The sequence below is a fragment of the Oceanivirga miroungae genome, from assembly GCF_902505095.1.
Taxonomy (GTDB): domain Bacteria; phylum Fusobacteriota; class Fusobacteriia; order Fusobacteriales; family Leptotrichiaceae; genus Oceanivirga; species Oceanivirga miroungae.
In genome coordinates this window covers 810,316-832,600 of record NZ_CABWIB010000001.1, presented here as the reverse complement: position 1 = coordinate 832,600, position 22,285 = coordinate 810,316, and the positions used below count along the sequence as shown (strand labels likewise).

Below are 22,285 nucleotides of genomic sequence, written 5' to 3'. Positions count from 1 at the left end.
GATGAAAATAAAAAAAATAAGTTGTAGCAACTATAAATATGAGTATATCTATGTGTTTTTAACTTTAGTATCTCTTATTTTATTTGCTACAATATTACTTAGGTTAAATCATAGCGTCAGTAAAAAAAATCATATATTAAAAAATGAGATACTAAATACTAGTTTAACAAATGATGAAAATTTAATATACTCTGAACTTAAAAATTTTGCATTTTCGTATGAATTTTTAAAAGATACTAGCAGTTTAAGTATAGATGATTTAAAAGATGAATTTATAGAGCCTTTTTATTCTCAAAATGAAGTAGAAAAAAGTTATTCTTGGGAATTAAAAAAAGATAAAGATCATGTAATATACATAGGAAGAAGTAAAAAGAATTCAGATTTTTTATTAGTATTTGAAAATGACACTAATGAATACAATATATATTATGAAAAAAATATTACCAAGCTAAATGATTTTCATAGATATAAAAAAGTTATTTCTTATACAGGTAAAGAGTATATTGAAAGAGGAAAGGGAAAATAATGAAAAAACTTATAACTCTAATACTTAGTTTTTTAACATTAAGTATAATGGGTATTGCAAAAGCTAAAATAGGGGTAACATTACTGCCATACTATAGTTATGTTTCAAATATAGTAGATGATAAAATGGAAGTTGTTACTATAATACCTGAAAATGTAGATGTTCACTCATATTCACCAAGTACAAAAGATATGCAAAAACTATTAGACTTAGACTATATAGTTGTAAACGGAATAGGACATGACGATTTTGTTTATCCTATGATAGAAGCTATAAAAAAAGATAATAAGAATTTAAAAGTAATATATGCAAATACAGAAACTGCATTACTTGATACTAAAGGGCAAAGAAGAAATGGTATAAAAAATCCACATACTTTTATATCTATTCAAAAGTCTATTGAACAAGTAAACTATATTGCAAAAAAATTATCTGAGTATGATAGCAAAAATAAGAAAACATATGTAAAAAATGCAATAAACTATAGTAGAAAATTAAGAAAAATAAAAAGAGAAGAATTGAAAAAATTAGATGGAATTAACCTATCTAACTTAAAAGTAGCAACAACACATGCAGGTTATGACTACTTATTAAATGAGTTTGGAATGACTGTTTCATTAGTAGTAGAACCAAGTCATGCTCAAAATCCAAATACAAAGGATTTAAAAAATACTATAGAAAAAATTAAAGAAGAAAATATTCAAATTTTATTTGATGAATTAGGAGCAAATCCTAAGAATGCAAATATTTTAAATAAAGAAACTGGTATTAAAATTGCGCATCTATCACATTTAACTACTGGTAAATATGAAAAAGATGCCTTTGAAAAGTTTATAAAAGAAGATTTTTCATATATAGTTGATGCAATTAAAAGTTTAGACGGGAATAAATAATATGCTTGAAATTATTAGGATGTATTTTTTTAAATTAGCAGATAGTAACATATTACCAAATTACTTCAAATATTCATTTGTAGTAAATGCTCTAATATCGTCTATTTTAATAGGCCCTTTATTAGGAGGACTTGGTACTATGGTAGTAATAAAGAAAATGGCTTTTTTTAGTGAAGCTATAGGACATGCAGCACTTACTGGAATAGCACTAGCAGTTTTATTAGGTGAGAGTTATGAGAGTCCATACATTTTACTATATACTTATTGTTTGATGTTTGCTATTTTAATAAATTTTACAAGAAATAGAACAAAAATGGGTCAAGATACCCTAATTGGTATATTTTTATCAATATCAATAGCATTAGGAGGAACTTTAATTATATTAGTATCAGATAAGGTAAATGCACATATATTAGAAAGTGTTTTATTTGGATCTATATTAACAGTTTCAGATAAAGATATATACATATTACTAATCTCAACGATTCTTATACTTCTAGTTGTTTTATATAAATATAATCATATGCTACTGTCTAGTTTTAATAAAAGTATATCTCAAATTAAAGGTGTAAATACAGTTTTAATAGAGTATCTATTTATAATCCTAATAACAATAGTTACGGTATCATCTATAAAAATAATAGGAGCAGCTCTAGTAGAAGCCTTATTTTTAATCCCAGCAGCAAGTAGTAAGAATATATCAAATTCGCTTAAGAGTTTTGTCTATTATAGTATATTCTTTGCTCTTTTAAGCTGTATAATAGGAATACTTCTCCCCTTATATTTAGATCTAAACATACCATCAGGTGGAAGTATTATACTAGTATCTTCAGTTATATTTATATTAACTGTAATAATAAAATCTATAAATATTAGAATAAAAAAGGAGAACTAATGAAAAAATTACTAATAAGTCTTTTAATATTGCCAATATTTTCTTATTCATCTAATTTAGTATTAACAAATAATCAAGTAAATTACACAATTACTAAAAATCTAACTAAAGATACAAATATTGAAGTAAAAGACGTATTTAATACAGGTTCTAATATGAGAGCAAACCAATACAAAGAATTATCTAAAATGGATTTAAGCGAGTTTAAAGAAGCTATAGCTGTAATCACTTTAGATAAGGTTTGGGATGAAGATAGTCTATTTGAACATATAAGAAGAGAAAATATTAGAATAATAAATATAGATGCTACTTATTCATATAGTGATAATACAAGTTTAGTAATATCAACTAAAAAATATAACTCTAATTTAGCTAAAATAAACCCATATGTTTGGTTAAATCTATATAATTTACAAAAAATGTATAAAATAGTAGCTATGGACTTAGCAAAAATATTTGAAAGTGATAAAGATAAAATACTAGAAAATTTAGATAAAAATCTTAAAAAAATCGATAATTTAATTAAAGAATACAGTAGTATAGAATTAGATAGTGCTATACTATTAACAGAAGATATAGAGTATTTAGCAGGCTTTTTAAATATTTACTCTATTAATAAAGACTATGATGATATAACAAAAGATAATATTTTAAATATATTAAATGATGAGCAAATAGATGTAATAATGACATCTAAACCACTAAAACGTGATATAGTTAAAATATTAAATAAAAACAATAAAAAATATATACTAATAAATACAGGAGCTTATCCATTAGAAGATGATGACGATGAAGATTTAATGAAAGAAGATGGGCTTGATATTTATTTATTAGATAACTTAAAAAACTTAAAGGGGGAATAATGAAAAGACTATTATTATTACTTATAACAACACTATCTTTTATAACTTTTTCTCATGCACCAACAATAGAAATAGAAGAAGATGAACCAGGATATATATTTGTACAAGCTGGATTTTCAAATGGAGAAAGTGCATATAACTTACCAGTTATAGTTGTACAAGACAAAAACTATAACGGGGCATATAAGACATGGGAAGGAAAACTAATTCTTTTTGAAGGTGTTTTTGATGAAGATGGTTCAATAGTATTGCCAAAACCAAAAACTAAAAAATATACAGTAATATTTAATGGTGGGGTTGGACATGTTACTGAGAAAAAAGGAATACCATTAAAAAAAGAAGAAAAAGATGCTTGGGAAAAAGCAATAAAAGAAGACGAAATATTAGGCGAATGGAAAGATATATACACAGGTAAAGTTAAATAGGGTGAGTTATACAACTCACTCTTTTTAGCTTGTATAAATGCATAAGTTAATTTATTTTAAAAGTCAGAAGTTATAATAAGAATAAGCCTTATAAAAGTTTATAGGGCTTTTTAGATAAAGTTTTTTGGAAATAAAATTTTTAAGTGTTATAATATTTATATAATGATTAAAATCTAGAAAATTAAAAATTTCTACTTATTAATATTTAATAGATTAATAAAAGTATGATGGAGAAAATATGGGAAAAAATCTAGAAATACAAACTGAAAATATAAAAAACTTAATATATGAAATTAGAGGAAAACAAGTAATGTTAGATAGTGATTTAGCTAATTTATATAATGTTACAACAGGAAACTTAAATAAAGCAGTTAAGAGAAATGAAGGGAGATTTCCTGATGATTTTTGTTTTGAATTAACAAAAGCAGAATATGATAACTTGATGTTCCAAAATGGAATATCAAGTTTAGAAAAAAACTATGGTGGAAGAAGAAAAATGCCAAAAGTATATACAGAACAAGGTGTGGCAATGTTAGCATCGGTTTTAAAAAGTGAGGTAGCTACAAAAGTAAGCGTAACCATAATGAGAACTTTTGTTGAAATGTGGAAATTTATAAGCTCAAATATATTGATGTTTGAAAAAATTAATTTATTATAAAAAGAAACTAAAATAACTAGGGAACTATTGGAATCTACGTCTAAAGATACAGAAAAATTAAAAGAAAATAAAGAAAGAATAGAAGAAATATTTGAAATATTTAAACCAGAAGAATCTAAAAATAAATATATTTTCTATAAAGGACAGATATATGATGCGTTTAAGTTATTAGTTGAATTAATAAAAGATGCTAAAGATAAAATAGTATTAGTTGATAATTATATAGATATAGAAACTCTTAATATACTATGTAAGAAAAATATTAATGTAGAAGTTATTATATTTGGATCAAATAAATTAAAATTAAGTAAAATAGATATAAATAAATTTAATAAACAGTATCCAAAATTAGAGTTAAGATTAACAGATGATTTCCATGATAGATTTTTAGTTATAGACGATGAAATTGTATACCATATAGGAGCATCAGTTAAAGATGCAGGAAGAAAAACATTTGCTATATCTAAATGGGAAGATAAGGATATAATAGATACATTAATAAATAAATTAAAATAAAAATTAAATATTCAGCTAACGCTCGATTTGTAGCTTTAAATATGACAGGATACGAAAAACAAATGAAGTAATAGAATAAGAATTAGCCTTATAAAAGTTTATAGGGCTTTTGTTTTAGGTGTAGTTTAGATAAAGTTGTTTTGTATATTTCTAATTTACACTTACAAAAAACTTGACTAAAAAACTAATATTTTAATGGTGTACATGTAATTTTAAGTTTTTTAAACTCCTAATACTTTTTTGCCCTTTAATAAATTTCAATGTAGAATATTAATGTATAAATAATAAAACTATTACAAAGGAGAATAATTTATAAAAAAATTGGGAAAGAAGGTAGTAATGAAATAAATATAAACTCTACTATACTATTAAAAAGAATAATTTACTAGAGGTATCTAAAATAGATGCATTGGTAGATAATTTTAAGTTTGCAAAAAATAATAATATAAAAATAAAATAGAAGTATTAAAACCAACAAAATTACCAACATTTGTAATATGAGATTTAAGAATACCTGAATAAATTAATGTTTAGAGAAAAGGAAAAGTAATTATGATAAGAAAAATATTACTAGGAATATTATTAATTATAATGTTTAAAATAGCTTCATGTGTATATATAAAGCCGTATCAATGGAAATTAGCTTATGTAAATAGATATAATAAAGAATTAAATATAATGATGAATGTAAGAAATATAAAAATAACACGCCATTATGATACTGGTGGAAATACAGGATATGACATAGAATGGATTAGAACTAAAAAGTTTGAAAATGATATTGTAAAACCAGAAGAATATGATACATGGTATGAGAATGAAATTCCTTTAAATATTCATCTTCTAGGAGAAAATAATTATGTAGGAGAAAAATTAATATATGATAAAAGTAAAGGAAATCATTTTGAAAAAATAGAAGAATATATAGAAAAGCATAAGGAAGAAATTTTTAAAGGTATGTTAGGAGAGACTTGGGAAAATGGAATAAATATTAGATTTTATACTTTAATTCTTCATAAATTAGATGATAATAAATATGTTTGGTACAATGACATTCATGAAATTAAAGATAATATTTTAAGAGAAGTTAAAAATGAAAATTTTGATTCTGACTTATTTTACAAAGAAAGAGATTTAAAAGAAAAAGAATTCTTTAAAACTAAAATCAAATATGAAGATATAGATTGGGGAAAATATATAGAATACATGGAAGATTATCCTGTATTAGTTATGGAGATAGAGTATAAAGTTTTGCATAGTGAAGAAGAAAATGAAATGTATAAAGAAGATTATCATATATATTCAAGTGATTTTAATATTCTTAGTAGTAGTAGCAAACTTTCTGAAATTGGAATAAGAAGAATAAATACGAGACAAAAAATCTATAAAGATGTAGAAAAATTCTATAATAAAGTTACATTCACATTTGTAATACGGGATTTAAGCGATCCAGAATAAATTAGTTATAGAAATGAATAGAAATGAAAAATAAAATAATAGCAATATAGCACGGATTTAGAAAAATAAATATAAATAATGGAGAATCAAAATTTACGTTTATAGCTTATTCTGATGCTGAATTTGTAGCAAAAATATTAGGTGAAGAAAATACAGAAAGCTTATTAAATATGTAATAACAAAAGAAGCAAATGAAAAAAAAATCCTAAAACGGACACTGTTAAATTATGAAAAATTGAGAACATGTACCAATAAACTAGACATAAAAATGATAAAAATTTTGTGAAAGCTTGGGTGCATGTTTTTTTTTATACAGCTTTTATCTTTATTAAACGTGTTTCACAAAATGAAACAACAAATAGTTATTTTTTTATCTTATTTAAAAAAATAGCCAAAACTATCTAAAAGTTCCTAATAGCTTTGAAATTAAATAAAAGTAGGAATATAATATAGGTGTAAGAAATAAAAGTCCAAGAAGGAGGATATAGTATGGCTAAATTAAGTAAAGAGCAACTGTTAGATATGTTAACTAAAATGGAAGAAATTAGACAGTTTGATCAAAAGGTTGCACAACTAGTAAAAAAAGGAAAAGTTCCTGGAATGACTCACTTTTCAGTAGGAGAAGAGGCAGCATCAGTAGGAGCTATGGCTACATTAAATAGTGATGATTTAATTACATCTAATCACCGTGGTCATGGACAAGCTATAGCAAAAGGTATAGATTTAGATAAAATGATGGCTGAAATACTTGGAAAAGCTACAGGAGTTTGTAAAGGTAAAGGTGGATCTATGCACATAGCTACACTTGAAAATGGGAACTTAGGAGCAAACGGTATTGTTGGTGGAGGACATGGTTTATCAGTAGGAGCAGCTTTAACACAACAATATTTAGGAACAGATAAAATAGTAGTATGTTTCTTTGGTGATGGTGCTACTAATGAAGGAAGTTTCCACGAAGCATTAAATATGGCTTCTATATGGAATTTACCAGTAATTTTTTATTCAATAAATAATGGATATGGAATAAGTTCAAGCATTTCTAAAATGATAAATATAGATCATATATATAAAAGATCATCTGCATACGGTATAAAAGGTATGTTTATAGAAGATGGTAATGATGTTATTAAAGTTTATGATGAATTCAAAAAAGCTGTTGACCATGTAAGAAGTGGTAAAGGACCAGTTTTAATTGAAAGTATAACATACAGATGGTATGGACACTCATCATCAGATCCTGGAAAATACAGAACTAAAGAAGAAGTAGATGCATGGAAACAAAAAGATCCAATACTTAAATTTAGAGATTATTTAATGTCTAATGGTATAGCTACTGAAGAAGAATTAGATAATATTAAAGCTAGTGTTAAAGAAAATGTAGAAAAAGCAACTAAATTTGCTGAAAATAGCCCAGAGCCTGAATTTTCTGAAGCATTTGAAGATATCTATGCAGATTAAGGAGATGAATTAAATGGAAGAAACAAAATTAATGACTTTTAGAGATACAATAATATTAGCTATGTCTGAAGAAATGAGAAGAGATGAAAATGTTTTCTTAATGGGAGAAGATGTAGGAATTTTTGGTGGAGACTTTGGAACATCTGTAGGGATGTTAGAAGAATTCGGAGAAAAAAGAGTAAGAGATACTCCAATATCAGAAGCTGCAATAAGTGGAGCAGCAGCAGGGGCAGCTATGACAGGATTAAGACCTATAGTTGATATGACATTTATGGACTTTTCAGTTATAGCAATGGATGCTATAGTAAACCAAGCAGCTAAAACAAGATATATGTTTGGTGGTAAAGCTCAAGTTCCAATGACAATAAGATGTGCTGCAGGTAACGGTGTAGGATCAGCTGCACAACACTCACAATCATTAGAAAGCTGGTTTACTCATATTCCTGGATTAAAAGTAGTAGCACCAGGTACACCTAGAGATATGAAAGGTTTATTAAAAGCTTCAATAAGAGATAATAACCCAGTTATAATATTAGAATACAAATCAGAATTTAATCAAAAAGGTGAAGTACCTTTAGATGATAATTTCATAATACCTTTAGGTAAAGCTGATATTAAAAGATCTGGTAAAGATGTAAGTATAATAACTTATGGTAAAATGTTAAGAAGAGTAATGGAAGCAGTTAGTATACTAGAAAAAGAAGGAATTGACGCTGAAGTTGTAGATTTAAGAACATTAGTTCCTTTAGATAAAGAAGCTATATTTGAATCAGTTAAAAAGACAGGTAAAGTTGTATTAGTAAATGATGCACATAAAACTAGTGGATATATTGGTGAAATATCAGCATTAATATCTGAATCAGAAGTATTTGATTACTTAGATGCACCTATTAGAAGATTAGCTGGATATGATGTTCCAATGCCATATGCACAAAATCTTGAAATGAAAATGATCCCAAATGTTGAAGATATAGTAGAAGCAGTAAGAGATACAGTAAATAAAAGATAATATTAGTAGAGGTTACAAATATGAATAATGAAAAATTAAGAGCAACACCAGCTGCAAGAAAAGAAGCAGATGTGTTAAATATAGATTTATCAAAAGTTATTGGTACTGGAATAAATAATAGAATTCATAAAGATGATGTTATAGAATTTAGTCATAATAGCTTTAAAGTTACACCCCTAGCTAAGAAAATGGCTTTAGTAAACAATATAGATTTAACTAAAGTTATAGGTACTGGAGTTAGAGGTAAAATAACTAAAGATGACATTTTAAAACTAATTGAACCAGAAGTAGTTGTAAAAGAAGTTGAAGTTAAAAAAGAAGAAACTATACAAGAAGAAGTTAATAAAAATCAATTTGGTAATATTGAACGTGTTAAAATGTCTAGCATGAGAAAAGTTATAGCTAAAAGAATGGTTGAAAGTTATTTAGGTGCTCCAACATTTATAATCAACTATGAAGTAGATATGACAGAGTTATTAGCTTTAAGAAAAAGTTTAGTAGATCCTATTATGGAAAAAACTGGTATGAAATTAACAGTAACAGATTTAATTTCAATAGCAGTTATTAAAACACTAAAAAAACACCCTTATGTAAATTCAAGTTTAGTTAATAATGGGACTGAAATTGAATTACATGATTATGTAAACTTAGCAATAGCAGTTGGATTTGATGGAGGATTATTAACTCCAGTAATATTCAATTCTGATTCATTAAGTATAAGTGAATTTGTAGAAAAATCTAAAGATGTTACAAAAAGAGCATTAAATATGAAGTTAAAAGCTAACGAATTAGAAAATTCTACATTTACAATTAGTAATTTAGGTATGTTTGGAGTAAGCTCATTTGGCGCTATTATAAATCAACCAAACTCAGCAATACTAGCTGTAAGTGCAACTATAGAAAAACCAGTTGCATTAAATGGAGAAGTTGTAATTAGACCAATGATGAATTTAGCATTAACAGTAGACCACAGAGTAGTAGATGGACTAGAAGGTGCTAAATTTATGAAAGACTTGAAACAATTAATAGAAAATCCAATGGGAATGTTAATATAAAGGGGAGAGAAATATGGCGTTAGAAGTAATTATGCCTAAAGCTGGTGTCGACATGACAGAAGGGCAGATCGTTAAATGGAATAAAAAAGTAGGAGACGAAGTTAAAGAAGGAGAAGTTCTATTAGAAATAATGACAGATAAAACAAGTATGGAACTTGAAGCTGAAGAAAGTGGATACCTACTAGCTATACTAAAAGGTGATGGTGAAACTGTACCAGTTGCTGAAGTAATTGGATATTTAGGAGAACAAGGTGAAGCTATACCAGACGGAACTACAAAATCAGAAGTAAAAGAAGAAAAACCAGTAGAAGTTAAAAAAGAAGAAGAAAAAGCAGAGGAAGTAAAAAAAGAAGAACCAGCTAAACCAAAACATAATAAAGAATATGATACAGTAGTAATTGGTGGAGGACCAGCAGGGTATGTAGCTGCTATAAGAGCTGCACAAGTTGGTGGAAAAGTTGCTATAGTTGAAAAAGATGAATTAGGTGGAACATGTTTAAATAGAGGATGTATACCTACAAAAGCATACTTACATAATTCTGAAATAATTGAAGGAATACACATGGCAAATAGTCGTGGTATCTTAATAGATTCTAACTTTAAAATTGATATGGAAAAAGTGTTAGCTATGAAAAATACAGTAGTTAAGACTTTAGTTGGTGGAGTAGCAGCCTTATTAAAGAGTAATAAAGTAGATGTATTCAAAGGTGTAGCTAAAATAACTAAAGATAAAGATGTAGTTGTAAATAGTGAAAAAGTATTAACTACTAATACAATAATATTTGCAGGTGGATCTAAAGTAAGTAAGATAAATATACCAGGAATAGATTCTAAATTAGTTATGACAAGTGATGATATATTACAATTAAATGAAGTACCAGAAACTTTAGCAGTAATAGGTGCAGGAGTAGTTGGTGTTGAGTTAGGAGAAGTATTTAGTACATATGGATCTAAAGTTACATTTGTTGAAATGACTGACAGAATAGTTCCTGCTATGGATAAAGAAGTTTCAAAAGCATTAGAAGCTAAATTAGCTAAAAATGGTATGACATTCTATACTTCAACTGGATTAAAAGAAATTAAAGAAGAAAATGGTAAATTAAGATTAATACTTGATGGTAAACCTGATTTAGTTGTAGATAGAGCCTTATTATCAATAGGTCGTGTACCTGATTTAGAAGGAATCCAAGGAATAAGCTTACAAATGGAAAAAGGAAAGATTAAAGTAGATGACTATATGGAAACTTCTATAAAAGGTATATATGCACCAGGGGATGTTAACGGAGTTAAGATGTTAGCACATGCTGCATATAGAATGGGAGAAGTTGCTGCTGAAAATGCTATACTAGGTAACCATGTTAAAGCTAACCTACATGCTACACCAAGTGCTGTTTATACTTTACCTGAAGTTGCTGCAATTGGGTTAACTGAAGAACAAGCTAGACAAAATTATGATGTACAAATAGGTAAATTTAACTTTGCAGGTAACGGAAGAGCACTAGCAAGTGGAAATAACTATGGATTTATTAAAGTAATAGCTGATAAGAAATATGGAGAAATATTAGGTGTTCATATAATAGGGCCTAATGCTGCAGAGATGATAAATGAAGCTGCTGCATTAATGTCTGCAGAAGTTACTATTGAGGAAGTTATAAAATCAATACATGGTCACCCTACATATTCTGAAGCAATGTATGAAGCATTTGCTGATGTATTAGGATTATCTGTTCATGTTATGAAGAAGTAGATAATTATGGTATATATAACAAACATTTCAAATGATCCAGCGTATAATATAGCACTAGAAGAATATGCTTTTAAGAAATTAAAACAATTTGATAGTATTTTTATACTTTGGATAAATTCTCCTACGATAGTAGTGGGAAGACATCAAAATACAATAGAAGAAATAAATACAGAGTATGTTAGAAAACACGGTATAAAAGTAGTTAGAAGAATAAGTGGTGGTGGAGCAGTTTATCATGATTTGAATAACTTAAATTACACAATAATATCTAATGAAAAGGAAGAAAAAGCTTTTGATTTTAAAGCTTTTTCATACCCTGTTATAAACACTCTAGCTAATCTTGGAGTAAAGGCAGATTTTACTGGAAGAAACGATTTAGAAATAAATGGTAAAAAAATATGTGGAAATGCTCAAGCATATATAAATGGAAGAATTATGCATCATGGATGCTTATTATTTGATGTAGATTTATCTGTTTTATCAAACGCATTAAAAGTATCTAAAGATAAAATAGAGTCTAAGGGTGTTAAATCAGTAAGAGCAAGAGTTACTAATATTTTATCAGAACTTCCTAAAAGAATTAGTGTTTTAGAGTTTAAATCTTTAATTTTAAAATATATGAAAGATGAATACAAGGACATGACTGAATATGTTTTAACTGATGAAGATAAAAAAGAAATTGAAAAAATTAAAACTGAAAAATTTGCAAACTGGGATTGGACTTATGGTAAATCTCCTGACTATAATATAGAGAGAAAAAATAAATTTGCGAGTGGTAAGGTAGATGTATATATGGATATACATGAATCTGTAATCAAAAGCATTAAAATATATGGAGATTTTTTTGGTATAGAAGATGTGTCTAAAATAGAAGAATTATTAACAGGTACAAAATATAATCATGAGGATATATTAGAAAAATTAAAAACTATAGACATAAATAGATATTTTATGGGAATGACTCACGAAAATATCGCAAAAGCAATAATAGATTAAAATTTGAGATTAGATTTATTCTAATCTCATTTTTTCATATCTTGATTTCTCCTTTAATTTTTTTTGCATTTATGTTATGATATATAAGTAAAATTACGTATTTAGGAGAAATAAGATGAATAAAAATAACACAAAATTACAGCAGGAAATTAAAAAAAAGGAAAATAAAAAAGTATTAAGATTTTTAATAGGAATTATTTTACTAGTTTTTTCTTCATTTATGCTATATGTTTCTTTCACACCAGAGAAATTTATAGTTCTAAATAACATAGCTTATAAAGTATATTATGTATTTAATATGCTACTAGGAACTAGTTTTTATATATTCTTTTCTTTTTTAATAATCCTAAGCATAATAATATTGATAAATAAAAGTTTAAATTACATAAGAATAATATATTTTGCTATATTTTTTATTATCATTTCATCATATAAGACAATAACAGTAATACCTACAATAACTAATGAAGGAATGATAGGAGCAGGTAGAAAGTTAATAGAGCAAGCATTTGAAGGTTATGGAGCTGGGCTTTTTGGAGCTTTTGTATCAATTCCAATGTATAGTTTTAATAACTTAAACGAATATAAAATATTTATATTTATTTTAGCCTTACTTTTCTTATTCTTATCAGCTAGAGGTATAATAAAGTTATTTTTCGAATTCATATTCTACACATTCGACTATTATGATAGTGATGAATATAAGACAAAAAAAAGAATGAAAGAAATCAAGTTAGAAGAAGAGAGAAAAGCTAAAAAATTAAAAATTGAAAAAGAAGACTTAGCGTATAAAAGGCTCATTGTTAATATAGTAGATAGTAAGCTAGAAAAAGAGTTGAAAACTAATAATAATGCTAAAAATGAAGAAAAAAAGATATATAGCGAAAAAGAAGATTTTGAAAATAGACAAAGATGGCTTGAAATTATAAACGAACAAAAAGAAATAGAGTTAGAAAAAATTGAAGAAGAAAAAGAAGAAAAAATAAAAGCTAAAACAGAATCACTTGTAATATCATCAATAAAGCAAGAAAAAATTGAAGAAGAAAAAGTAGAAGAAAAAATAGAAAATATAACAAAAGAAGAGGTAGAAGTACCAGTACCAGAAGAGATTAAACCTATAAATACTTTTGAAAATGAAGAAGAAGTAATTGAAACTAATTTTATTAATGATGAAATAATAAAAACACCAGAACCAGAAAAAATAGAAACAGAGAATAATTTTGAAAAAGTTTTAGAAAGAGAAGAGTTAAAAAAATCTATTGAAAATATATTTGTGTATAAGAAAATGGATGATAGCGAAAAAGAAAAAATGCTAAAATACATTGAAGAGAATATACAAAAATTAGAAGATGCACTATTATCATATGGTGTTGAAGCAAAAGTTGTAGATTACACAACAGGACCTACAGTTACAAGATATGAAATAACAATACCAAGTGGTACTAGAGTTAAAAAAGTAACAAGTTTATCAGATGAAATAGCTATGAATTTATCAGCTGAAAGTATAAGATTTGAAGCACCAATTCCTGGTAAAAATACAATAGGTATTGAAACTCCAAATAAAATAAAAGAAACAGTATTTTTCTCTAACTTAATTCACTCAAAAGAATTAGATAAGGGTGATTTAAATGTTGTTTTAGGTAAAGATGTAGTTGGTCGTGAAAAGATAATAGATATAGCTAAAATGCCACATCTATTGATAGCAGGACAAACAGGGGCAGGAAAATCTGTTGCAATAAATACCTTTATAGCAACATTAATATCTAAAAAAAGTCCAGATGAGGTTAAGTTTATTATGATTGATCCTAAAATGGTTGAACTTATGCCATATAAGGATATACCACACTTATTAGTTCCAGTAATATATGATCCAAATCAAGCAACAATTGCATTAAAATGGGCAGAAACAGAAATGGACGAAAGATATAAAAAGCTAGCTAAACTAGGATTTAAAAAGATTACAGACTATAATAGTAAAAATGAAAATGATAAAATGCCGTTTATTGTTGTTGTAATAGATGAGTTAGCAGATCTTATGATGTCATCAGCAAATAGTGTAGAATCATCAATAGCAAGAATTGCACAAAAAGCAAGAGCAGTTGGGATACATTTAATTGTTGCAACGCAAAGACCTTCAACAGATGTTATAACAGGTATGATAAAAGCTAATTTACCAAGTAGAATTTCATTTGCATTACCATCATATAATGATTCTAGAACAATTTTAGACCAAGGAGGATCTGAAAAACTACTAGGTAAGGGGGATATGTTACTAATTGAAAATGGAAGTGCTAAATTAGAACGTATTCAGGGGGCATATATTTCAGATGATGAAGTATATAAATTAACAGAAGTTTTAAAAGAAAATATGCCACCTAACTACAATATGGATATATTAGTTCCTAATGAAGAAGATACTAACACTGATTCTTTATATGAACAAGCTTTAATTTTAGTTGAAGAAGTTGATGATAAAGTTTCAATTAATATGTTACAAAATAATTTGAAATTAGGTTTTAATAGAGCAAGAAATTTAATGAACACACTTAAAGAAAATGGTGTTTTAGATGTTAATGGGTATAAGTTGTAAGGAGAGAAGATGAAAGTATTTAGTAAGTTTAAAAAAATAAAAAATTCAATATTTAATGGTAAAAAAGTTAGACATATAGGTATTGATTTAGGAACAGCTAATACAATAATATATATAAAAGAAGAAGGTATAAAAATAGATGAGCCTTCATATATATCAAGAAATAATAAGACAGAAAGAGTAGATAAAATTGGAGAATTAGCTAAAAAAATTGCAGGTAAAGAGCCAAAATATATAGATATAATAAGACCACTAAAAAATGGAGTAATATCTAATTACGAAGCAACATTAAATATGTTAGAAGGTTTTTTTGAAGAAATTAGAGATGATGCAATTACAAATGATAGTGTATTAGTTTGTATTCCAAGTGGTGTTACACAGGTAGAAAGAAGATCAGTATTTAATGTAGTATTAGATGCAGGGGCTAAAGAAGTAAATTTAGTAGAGGAACCAATAGCAGCAGCTATAGGTAGTGGGATAGATATATTTGAGCCAAAAGCTCATCTAGTTGTAAATGTAGGTGCAGGAACTACTGAAATATCATTCATATCTTCAGGAGGTGATTCAAATTCAAAATCTATAAGAATAGCAGGTGATCACTTTGACCAAGATATAGTTGAATATGTAAAAGATGAATATGGTATAATAATTGGTAAAAAAACTGCAGAAACATTAAAAATAAAATCAAACTTGAGTGAAACAGATGATGAAAAATTTGAAATAAGAGGAATAGATACAATAACATACCTACCAAAATCTGTTGAAATTAAAGTTGATGTAGTAAATAAAGCAATAATCTATAAAATAAATTTAATAATTGACAGTATAAAACAAGCATTAGAAGAAATTGCTCCAGAAATTTCAGCAGATATTTACGAAACTGGTATATATTTATCTGGTGGAGGAGCAAGAATTAAACTACTTAAAAAAAGAATTGAAGAAGCGTTTAATTTAAATGTAACAGTAGTTGAAGAACCAAGACACGCTGTAATAAAAGGACTTAGTATAATACTAGATGACTTTAATAAATATACAAACCTAATAATATCTGATCATACGGAGTATTAGAATGAAAAAAGAAATTGAAGCAATAATTTTTATGAGTGATAAAAGTGTACCAATAGATGACTTAGCTGATTTTTTTAATGAAGATATAGAAAAAATAAAAGATATATTAAAAGAAATTAAAGAAGAAAAGAAAGATACTGGTATAAATTTACAAATAAAAAACAATCTTGTAAGTTTTATGACTAATCCTTTGTGTGGAGAAGCTATAAATAAGTTTTTTTCACCAACAGTTAGGGTAAAAAAATTAAGTAAGTCAGCAATGGAAACACTTGCAATAATTGCTTTTAAAGGACCTATTACTAAATCTGAAATAGAGGATATTAAAGGTGTTAGTGTAGATTCTAGTGTTATGCAGCTAATGGAAAAAAAATTAATAATGTCAAATGAAAGAAAAAAGGCTATAGGAAATCCTAAGCTATATGAAGTTACAGAAAACTTTTATGCTTATGTTGGACTAGAAGATAAAGAAGAGTTAATGAATTTAGATAAGGCTAAATGGTTTATGGCCTTAGATGAGATAGAAGGAAATGAAAATGAGAATAAATAAATATATAGCTAATGCTGGATATTGTAGTAGAAGAAAAGCAGATGAATTAGTAGATGAAGCTAGAGTACAAATAAATAATAGAATTGCTAAAAAAGGTGATGAAGTAAACGAAAATGATATAGTAAGAATTGATGGTGAAAAAATAAGTAAAAAAGCTGTAAGTCTGGAATACTACTTATTAAATAAACCTGCTAAAGTAATTTGTTCAAATGAAGATAAATTAGGCAGAGTTACAGCAGTTTCTTTAATAAAATCGAGAAAAAGATTATTTACATATGGAAGATTAGACTATATGACAGAAGGTTTAATAATAATAAGTAATGATGGAGAGCTATATAATCATATAATGCACCCTAGTAAAAAACTATACAAAAGCTATATTGCAACAGTGGATAGAGAAGTTATGGATAAAGATATAGAAATACTAGCTCGTGGAGTTGTAATAAAAGAAGAAGACGGTACAAAATATAGAACAGCACCAGCTAAGGTAAAAAAATTAAATAAGAAAAATGAAGTAAGAATAGCAATATTTGAAGGAAGAAATAGACAAGTTAGAAAAATGTTAAAGACATTAGGATATAACGTAAAAGCTTTAAAAAGAGTAAAAGTAGGAGATCTTACATTAGGTGGCTTAGAAGTAGGTAAATATAGAGCTTTAACAAGTGATGAAATTAAATATTTAAAAAGCTTATAGGAGGCAATATGATAACAAAAGAAGAAGTAAATAAGATAGCAAAATTATCTAAGTTAGAATTTAATGATAGTGATATAGAAGATATTAGAAAATCAATGAATGACATTCTAGAGCATGTTGAAATATTAAATGAAGTTGATGTTACAGATGTTGAACCTTTATATAGTGTAAATGAAATAAATGAAATATTAAGAGAAGATTTACAAGGTAATACATTAAAAAAAGAAGATTTTTTAAAAAATGCTCCTGAAAATGATGAAGATTATGTAATAATACCTAAATTAGTATAAGGATTTATTATGGATGAAAAATTAATAAAACAAATAGAGAAAGAATATAAAGATAATGAAAATGCTTATTGTGGTTGTGAAATGATTTCGTTTGATGACTATCTTAAATTCAGATTAGCTGAACTTTCCTATTTACAAAAAAAATAAAATAGTGTACTATTGAAATATAAGTTCGTATAAGCTCATAATATGGTTGAGCGTTTCTACCGGTTTACCGTAAATTACCGACTATGAATGGAGGAAATATGCTATTTTTATTATTAAATAAATTTGAAAATATAAAGAATAAAAATTATGGAGTAGGTGCGTCTACTATTTTAGTCTAAGTTTTACTTAGACTTTTTTTATTAAAATTTTTGGAGGTAAGATGTCAAATTTAAGGTTTTTTGTAGAAAAAAAAGAAGGTTTTAATTTAGAGGCAAAAAAACTATTAGAGGAATTTAAGTTAGAACTGGGTATAAAAAAATTAGAAAATGTAAGATTACTAAATATATATGATATATTTAATTTAGAAGTAAATAAAGAAGATTTAGAAGCTATTAAATACAGTATATTATCTGAAATTACAACAGATGATATATATGAAAATATAGAAATGGATACAAAAAACTATTTTGCAGTTGAATATCTAGATGGTCAATTTGATATGAGAGCAAACTCTACTATAGAATGTATTAATATATTAATTGATACAAATAAAAACTTTAATGTAAAATCAGCACACCTTATTATGCTATATGGAGATATAAGTTATGCTGATCTTGAAAAAATAAAGTCTAACTATATAAATAAAATAGAGGCTAGGCAAAAAGATTTAAGTGTTTTAAAGTTAAATGAAGTTGTATTCAATAGCAAAGTTGATACATTTGATAACTTTATTACTCTAAGTGATTTAGAAATTGATAAGATGAGAAATGACTTAAGTTTATCTATGTCTAATTTGGATTTAAGATATATAAGAGACTATTTTATAAAAGAAAAAAGAAATCCAACAGAAACAGAAATAAGAGTATTTGATACATATTGGTCAGATCACTGTAGACACACTACTTTTGAAACTAAAATAGAAAAGATAACATTTCCAGATAGTGAATATGGAGAAATGTTAAATAAAGAATTTGAAAAATATATCTTACTAAAAAATGATATTTCAAAAAATAAGAATATTTGTTTAATGGATATGGCAACAATTATTGCTAAATACTTAAGAAAAACTGGTAAATTAGATGATTTAGAAGTAAGTAGTGAAAATAATGCTTGTTCTATATATATTGATGTAGATACCATTGATAATAAGGGGAATAAGGCAATAGAAAAATACCTACTAATGTTTAAAAATGAAACCCATAATCACCCAACAGAAATTGAACCATATGGAGGAGCATCAACTTGTTTAGGTGGAGCTATAAGAGATCCTCTATCAGGTAGAGCTTATGTATATCAAGCAATAAGAGTAAGTGGGGCAGCTAACCCACTAGAAAAGATAGAAGATACATTAAAATCAAAATTAAGTCAAAGAAAAATCTCAAAAGGAGCTGCTAAAGGTTATTCATCTTATGGTAATCAAATAGGAATTGCGACAAGTTTAGTAAATGAGATTTATCATGAAGGATATAGGGCAAAAAGAATGGAAGTAGGGGCAGTAGTAGCTGCTGCTAAACTAGAAAACGTAATAAGACAAGAACCAATAGCTGGTGATAACATCATCTTATTAGGTGGTAAAACAGGTCGTGATGGAATAGGAGGAGCTACTGGATCATCTAAAGAGCATAATAATGATTCTCTAGAATTATCAGGTGCTGAAGTTCAAAAAGGAAATGCACCTGAAGAAAGAAAATTACAAAGATTATTTAGAAATGAAAATGCAACAAAGCTTATAAAAAAATGTAATGACTTTGGAGCTGGAGGAGTTTGTGTAGCTATTGGAGAACTGGCTGATTCTATATATGTAAATCTTGATCTAGTACCTACTAAATACGATGGCTTAAACGGAACTGAGCTTGCTATATCTGAATCTCAAGAAAGAATGGCTGTAGTAATTACAAAAGAAAATACAGAAAAATTCTTAGAACTTGCAAAAGAAGAAAATCTATTAGCAACAGTAGTAGGAAGTGTAAGAGATGATAATAGACTAGTACTAAGTTGGAAAGGAACAGAAATTGTAAATATAGATAGAAGCTTTTTAAATACTAATGGAATTACACAAAAAACGAATGTACAAATACAAGATAAAAAAGAATATGATCCATTTGAAAATAAGGTAGAAGGAAGTAGTTTAAAAGAAAAAATAATAAATAATATGACAAAATTAAATACAGCAAGTCAAAAAGGATTAGCTGAAATGTTTGACTCAACAGTAGGAGCATCTACTGTACTTATGCCTTATGGTGGTAAATATCAATTAACACCGATACAAACTTCTATATCAAAAATACCTATGCTAGATAAAGATACAAATACAGTAAGTGCTATTACATATGGTTTTAACCCAAGCTTATTTGAATATTCAGAATATTATGGAGCTATATATTCAGTAATAGAATCATTAGCTAAATTAGTAGCAAGTGGTGTGGATTATAAAAAGGCTAGATTATCATTCCAGGAATACTTCCCAAAACTTGCTAATGACCCTGTAAAATGGTCAAAACCCTTTATATCACTACTTGGAAGTATGAGAGCTCAATTAGACTTTAATACAGCTGCTATTGGTGGTAAAGATAGTATGTCAGGGACTTTTAATGATTTAGAAGTACCAAGTACTTTAATATCATTTGCTGTAGCTAGTGATAATATAGAAAATATAATAAGTCCTGAGTTTAAAAAATCTAATTCATATATATATTTAGTTGATAATAATATAAGTAAAAATAATTTATATGATAAAGATGCTATAACGAAAAATTTTGACTATGTATTAGAAAATATAAAAAATAAAAATATTTTATCAGCTTATGTAGTAACATCTGGAGGTATAATAGAAGCTATACTTAAAATGAGTTTTGGAAATAAGATAGGATTTAATATAACTAATGAAAATATTAACATTTTCAACCTTAGACCATCTAGTCTAGTAATAGAATCAAGTGTTAAATTAGATAATTCTAAGCTAGTTTTATTAGGTAAAACTACTGATAAGTTTGTAGCTAATATAAATAACTATAATATAGACTTAGAAGATGTTTTAAATCATTGGTTAAATAAATTTTCAAAAGTATTTGAGTATAAGTATGAGGATAAAAAAGTAATCTATGAAAATTTAGTAGGTAAAGAAAAAGAAATTGATATGCATTCAAAATTAAATCTAGTAAATCCAAGAGTCTTAATACTAGCATTTCCTGGAACAAATTCAGAATATGATATGTATAATGCATTTAATAAAAATGGAGCAAAATCTAAGATTCTATTATTCAGAAACTTAGATAGAACATACATAGAAGATTCAATAGATAAAATAGTAAAAGAGTTAGAAAATGCAGAAATATTTGTTTTACCTGGAGGATTTAGCCTAGCTGATGAGCCAGATGGAAGTGGTAAATTTATAGCAACAATTTTAAATAACGCTAAAATTAAAGATGCAATTAATAGATTCATTGCTCGTGATGGCCTTATACTAGGGATTTGTAATGGATTCCAAGCTTTAGTAAAATCAGGCTTATTACCTTACGGAGAAGTTAGAAAATTAGATAGAGATAGTCCTACTTTAAGTTTTAATAAAATATCAAGACATATTTCTCAAATGGTAAATACTAGAATAGTTACAAATAACAGTCCTTGGCTTAGTTCATATAATATAGGAGATGTACATAATATAGCAGTATCACATGGAGAAGGTAGATTTTATGCAAATGAGAAGGTATTAGAAAAACTAATAAAAAATAATCAAATTGCAACTCAGTATGTAGATTTAGATAAAAATGCAACAAATGAATCACCATTTAATCCAAACGGAAGTAGTCTAGCGATAGAAGGAATAATATCAGAAGATGGACATATTTTAGGTAAAATGGGACATAGTGAAAGATATAGTAAAAATATTTATAAAAATATATTAGAAGATAAGGATCAAAACATATTTAAAAATGGAGTTGAGTATTTCAAATAGGAGGTTAAATGAAAGTAGCAATCATATTTGGTAGTTTGTCAGATAAAGAAATTATGTCTAATGCAGCAAAATGCTTAAAAGAATTTAATATAGAGTATAAAGCATTTGTATTATCAGCACATAGAGTACCAGAATTATTAAAAGAGACAATAGAAAATTTAGAAAAAGAGGATTTTAGTATAATTATAGCAGGAGCTGGAATGGCAGCACACTTGCCAGGAGTTATAGCTAGTCTTACTACAATTCCGGTTATAGGAGTTCCAATAAATGCAAGTTTACAGGGAATGGATGCACTTTTAGCAATTGTTCAAATGCCAAAAAGCATACCTGTTGCAACAGTTGGTATAAATAATTCATATAATGCAGGGCTTTTAGCAGTACAAATTTTAGCTATTAGTAATAAAGATTTAAAAGAAAAGTTATCAAAATTTAGAATTGATATGAAAGAAAATTTCAAAAAAAATATTAACGTAGAGTTATAGGAGGAAAATA

General features: G+C 26.7%; 21 protein-coding genes and 1 riboswitch. All 21 genes read left to right on the top strand.

Annotated elements, in window-relative coordinates; translation table 11 throughout:
* Position 1 precedes the first annotated feature (1 nt).
* Positions 2-526 (top strand): hypothetical protein, encoded by a 525-nt coding sequence (locus OMES3154_RS04125; RefSeq protein WP_156683529.1) that lies wholly within the window; start codon positions 2-4, stop codon positions 524-526.
* Positions 526-1,419, top strand: a complete 894-nt coding sequence (locus OMES3154_RS04120) for a metal ABC transporter solute-binding protein, Zn/Mn family (RefSeq protein ID WP_156683528.1) — start codon at positions 526-528, stop codon at positions 1,417-1,419. The genes OMES3154_RS04125 and OMES3154_RS04120 overlap by 1 nt, the downstream gene beginning before the upstream one ends.
* A gap of 1 nt (position 1,420) precedes the next feature.
* Positions 1,421-2,314: a metal ABC transporter permease gene (locus OMES3154_RS04115; protein WP_156683527.1), complete on the top strand. Its 894-nt coding sequence runs from the start codon at positions 1,421-1,423 to the stop codon at positions 2,312-2,314.
* Positions 2,314-3,180: a metal ABC transporter solute-binding protein, Zn/Mn family gene (locus tag OMES3154_RS04110; protein ID WP_156683526.1), complete on the top strand. Its 867-nt coding sequence runs from the start codon at positions 2,314-2,316 to the stop codon at positions 3,178-3,180. Before OMES3154_RS04115 ends, OMES3154_RS04110 begins: the two co-directional genes overlap by 1 nt.
* Positions 3,180-3,605, top strand: coding sequence for a hypothetical protein (locus tag OMES3154_RS04105; RefSeq protein WP_156683525.1), 426 nt, complete (start codon positions 3,180-3,182; stop codon positions 3,603-3,605). Before OMES3154_RS04110 ends, OMES3154_RS04105 begins: the two co-directional genes overlap by 1 nt.
* Positions 3,606-3,843: 238 nt before the next feature.
* A complete protein-coding gene (locus OMES3154_RS06450) occupies positions 3,844-4,263 on the top strand; it encodes an ORF6N domain-containing protein (protein WP_197271494.1) in 420 nt (139 codons plus the stop codon).
* Positions 4,264-4,290: 27 nt separating this feature from the next.
* Positions 4,291-4,779, top strand: a complete 489-nt coding sequence (locus tag OMES3154_RS06445) for a hypothetical protein (protein WP_197271493.1) — start codon at positions 4,291-4,293, stop codon at positions 4,777-4,779.
* A 552-nt stretch (positions 4,780-5,331) separates the two neighbouring features.
* Entirely contained in the window at positions 5,332-6,237 is a 906-nt protein-coding gene (locus tag OMES3154_RS04095; protein ID WP_156683524.1) for a hypothetical protein, read from the top strand.
* A 489-nt stretch (positions 6,238-6,726) separates the two neighbouring features.
* Positions 6,727-7,695, top strand: coding sequence for a thiamine pyrophosphate-dependent dehydrogenase E1 component subunit alpha (locus OMES3154_RS04090; protein WP_156683523.1), 969 nt, complete (start codon positions 6,727-6,729; stop codon positions 7,693-7,695).
* A 13-nt stretch (positions 7,696-7,708) separates the two neighbouring features.
* Positions 7,709-8,704, top strand: coding sequence for an alpha-ketoacid dehydrogenase subunit beta (locus tag OMES3154_RS04085; RefSeq protein WP_156683522.1), 996 nt, complete (start codon positions 7,709-7,711; stop codon positions 8,702-8,704).
* Positions 8,705-8,724: 20 nt separating this feature from the next.
* Positions 8,725-9,759 carry a dihydrolipoamide acetyltransferase gene (locus tag OMES3154_RS04080; protein ID WP_156683521.1) on the top strand — a complete coding sequence of 345 codons (1,035 nt, stop codon included), beginning with the start codon at positions 8,725-8,727 and terminating at the stop codon, positions 9,757-9,759.
* Positions 9,760-9,772: 13 nt separating this feature from the next.
* A complete protein-coding gene (gene lpdA / locus OMES3154_RS04075) occupies positions 9,773-11,506 on the top strand; it encodes a dihydrolipoyl dehydrogenase (RefSeq protein WP_156683520.1) in 1,734 nt (577 codons plus the stop codon).
* A 6-nt stretch (positions 11,507-11,512) separates the two neighbouring features.
* On the top strand, positions 11,513-12,502 hold the full coding sequence (locus tag OMES3154_RS04070) for a lipoate--protein ligase (RefSeq protein WP_156683519.1): 990 nt from the start codon (positions 11,513-11,515) through the stop codon (positions 12,500-12,502).
* Positions 12,503-12,617: 115 nt separating this feature from the next.
* Positions 12,618-15,092 carry a DNA translocase FtsK gene (locus OMES3154_RS04065; RefSeq protein WP_156683518.1) on the top strand — a complete coding sequence of 825 codons (2,475 nt, stop codon included), beginning with the start codon at positions 12,618-12,620 and terminating at the stop codon, positions 15,090-15,092.
* Positions 15,093-15,101: 9 nt separating this feature from the next.
* Positions 15,102-16,160, top strand: a complete 1,059-nt coding sequence (mreB, locus tag OMES3154_RS04060) for a rod shape-determining protein (RefSeq protein ID WP_156683517.1) — start codon at positions 15,102-15,104, stop codon at positions 16,158-16,160.
* Between the two features lies 1 nt (position 16,161).
* Complete coding sequence (scpB, locus tag OMES3154_RS04055; RefSeq protein ID WP_156683516.1) at positions 16,162-16,707, top strand: SMC-Scp complex subunit ScpB; 546 nt, start codon at positions 16,162-16,164, stop codon at positions 16,705-16,707.
* Positions 16,694-17,401 (top strand): pseudouridine synthase, encoded by a 708-nt coding sequence (locus OMES3154_RS04050; RefSeq protein ID WP_156683515.1) that lies wholly within the window; start codon positions 16,694-16,696, stop codon positions 17,399-17,401. Before scpB ends, OMES3154_RS04050 begins: the two co-directional genes overlap by 14 nt.
* A gap of 8 nt (positions 17,402-17,409) precedes the next feature.
* Positions 17,410-17,691 carry an Asp-tRNA(Asn)/Glu-tRNA(Gln) amidotransferase subunit GatC gene (gene gatC, locus OMES3154_RS04045; protein ID WP_156683514.1) on the top strand — a complete coding sequence of 94 codons (282 nt, stop codon included), beginning with the start codon at positions 17,410-17,412 and terminating at the stop codon, positions 17,689-17,691.
* A 9-nt stretch (positions 17,692-17,700) separates the two neighbouring features.
* Positions 17,701-17,838, top strand: coding sequence for a hypothetical protein (locus tag OMES3154_RS04040; protein ID WP_156683513.1), 138 nt, complete (start codon positions 17,701-17,703; stop codon positions 17,836-17,838).
* Positions 17,839-17,843: 5 nt separating this feature from the next.
* A riboswitch (purine riboswitch) is annotated at positions 17,844-17,942 on the top strand.
* Between the two features lie 116 nt (positions 17,943-18,058).
* Positions 18,059-21,793, top strand: a complete 3,735-nt coding sequence (locus tag OMES3154_RS04035) for a phosphoribosylformylglycinamidine synthase (protein ID WP_156683512.1) — start codon at positions 18,059-18,061, stop codon at positions 21,791-21,793.
* Positions 21,794-21,801: 8 nt separating this feature from the next.
* The gene (gene purE, locus OMES3154_RS04030) at positions 21,802-22,275 is read left to right on the top strand and encodes a 5-(carboxyamino)imidazole ribonucleotide mutase (protein WP_156683511.1); all 474 of its coding nucleotides are present in this window, start codon (positions 21,802-21,804) and stop codon (positions 22,273-22,275) included.
* The last annotated feature ends 10 nt before the right edge of the window (positions 22,276-22,285 follow it).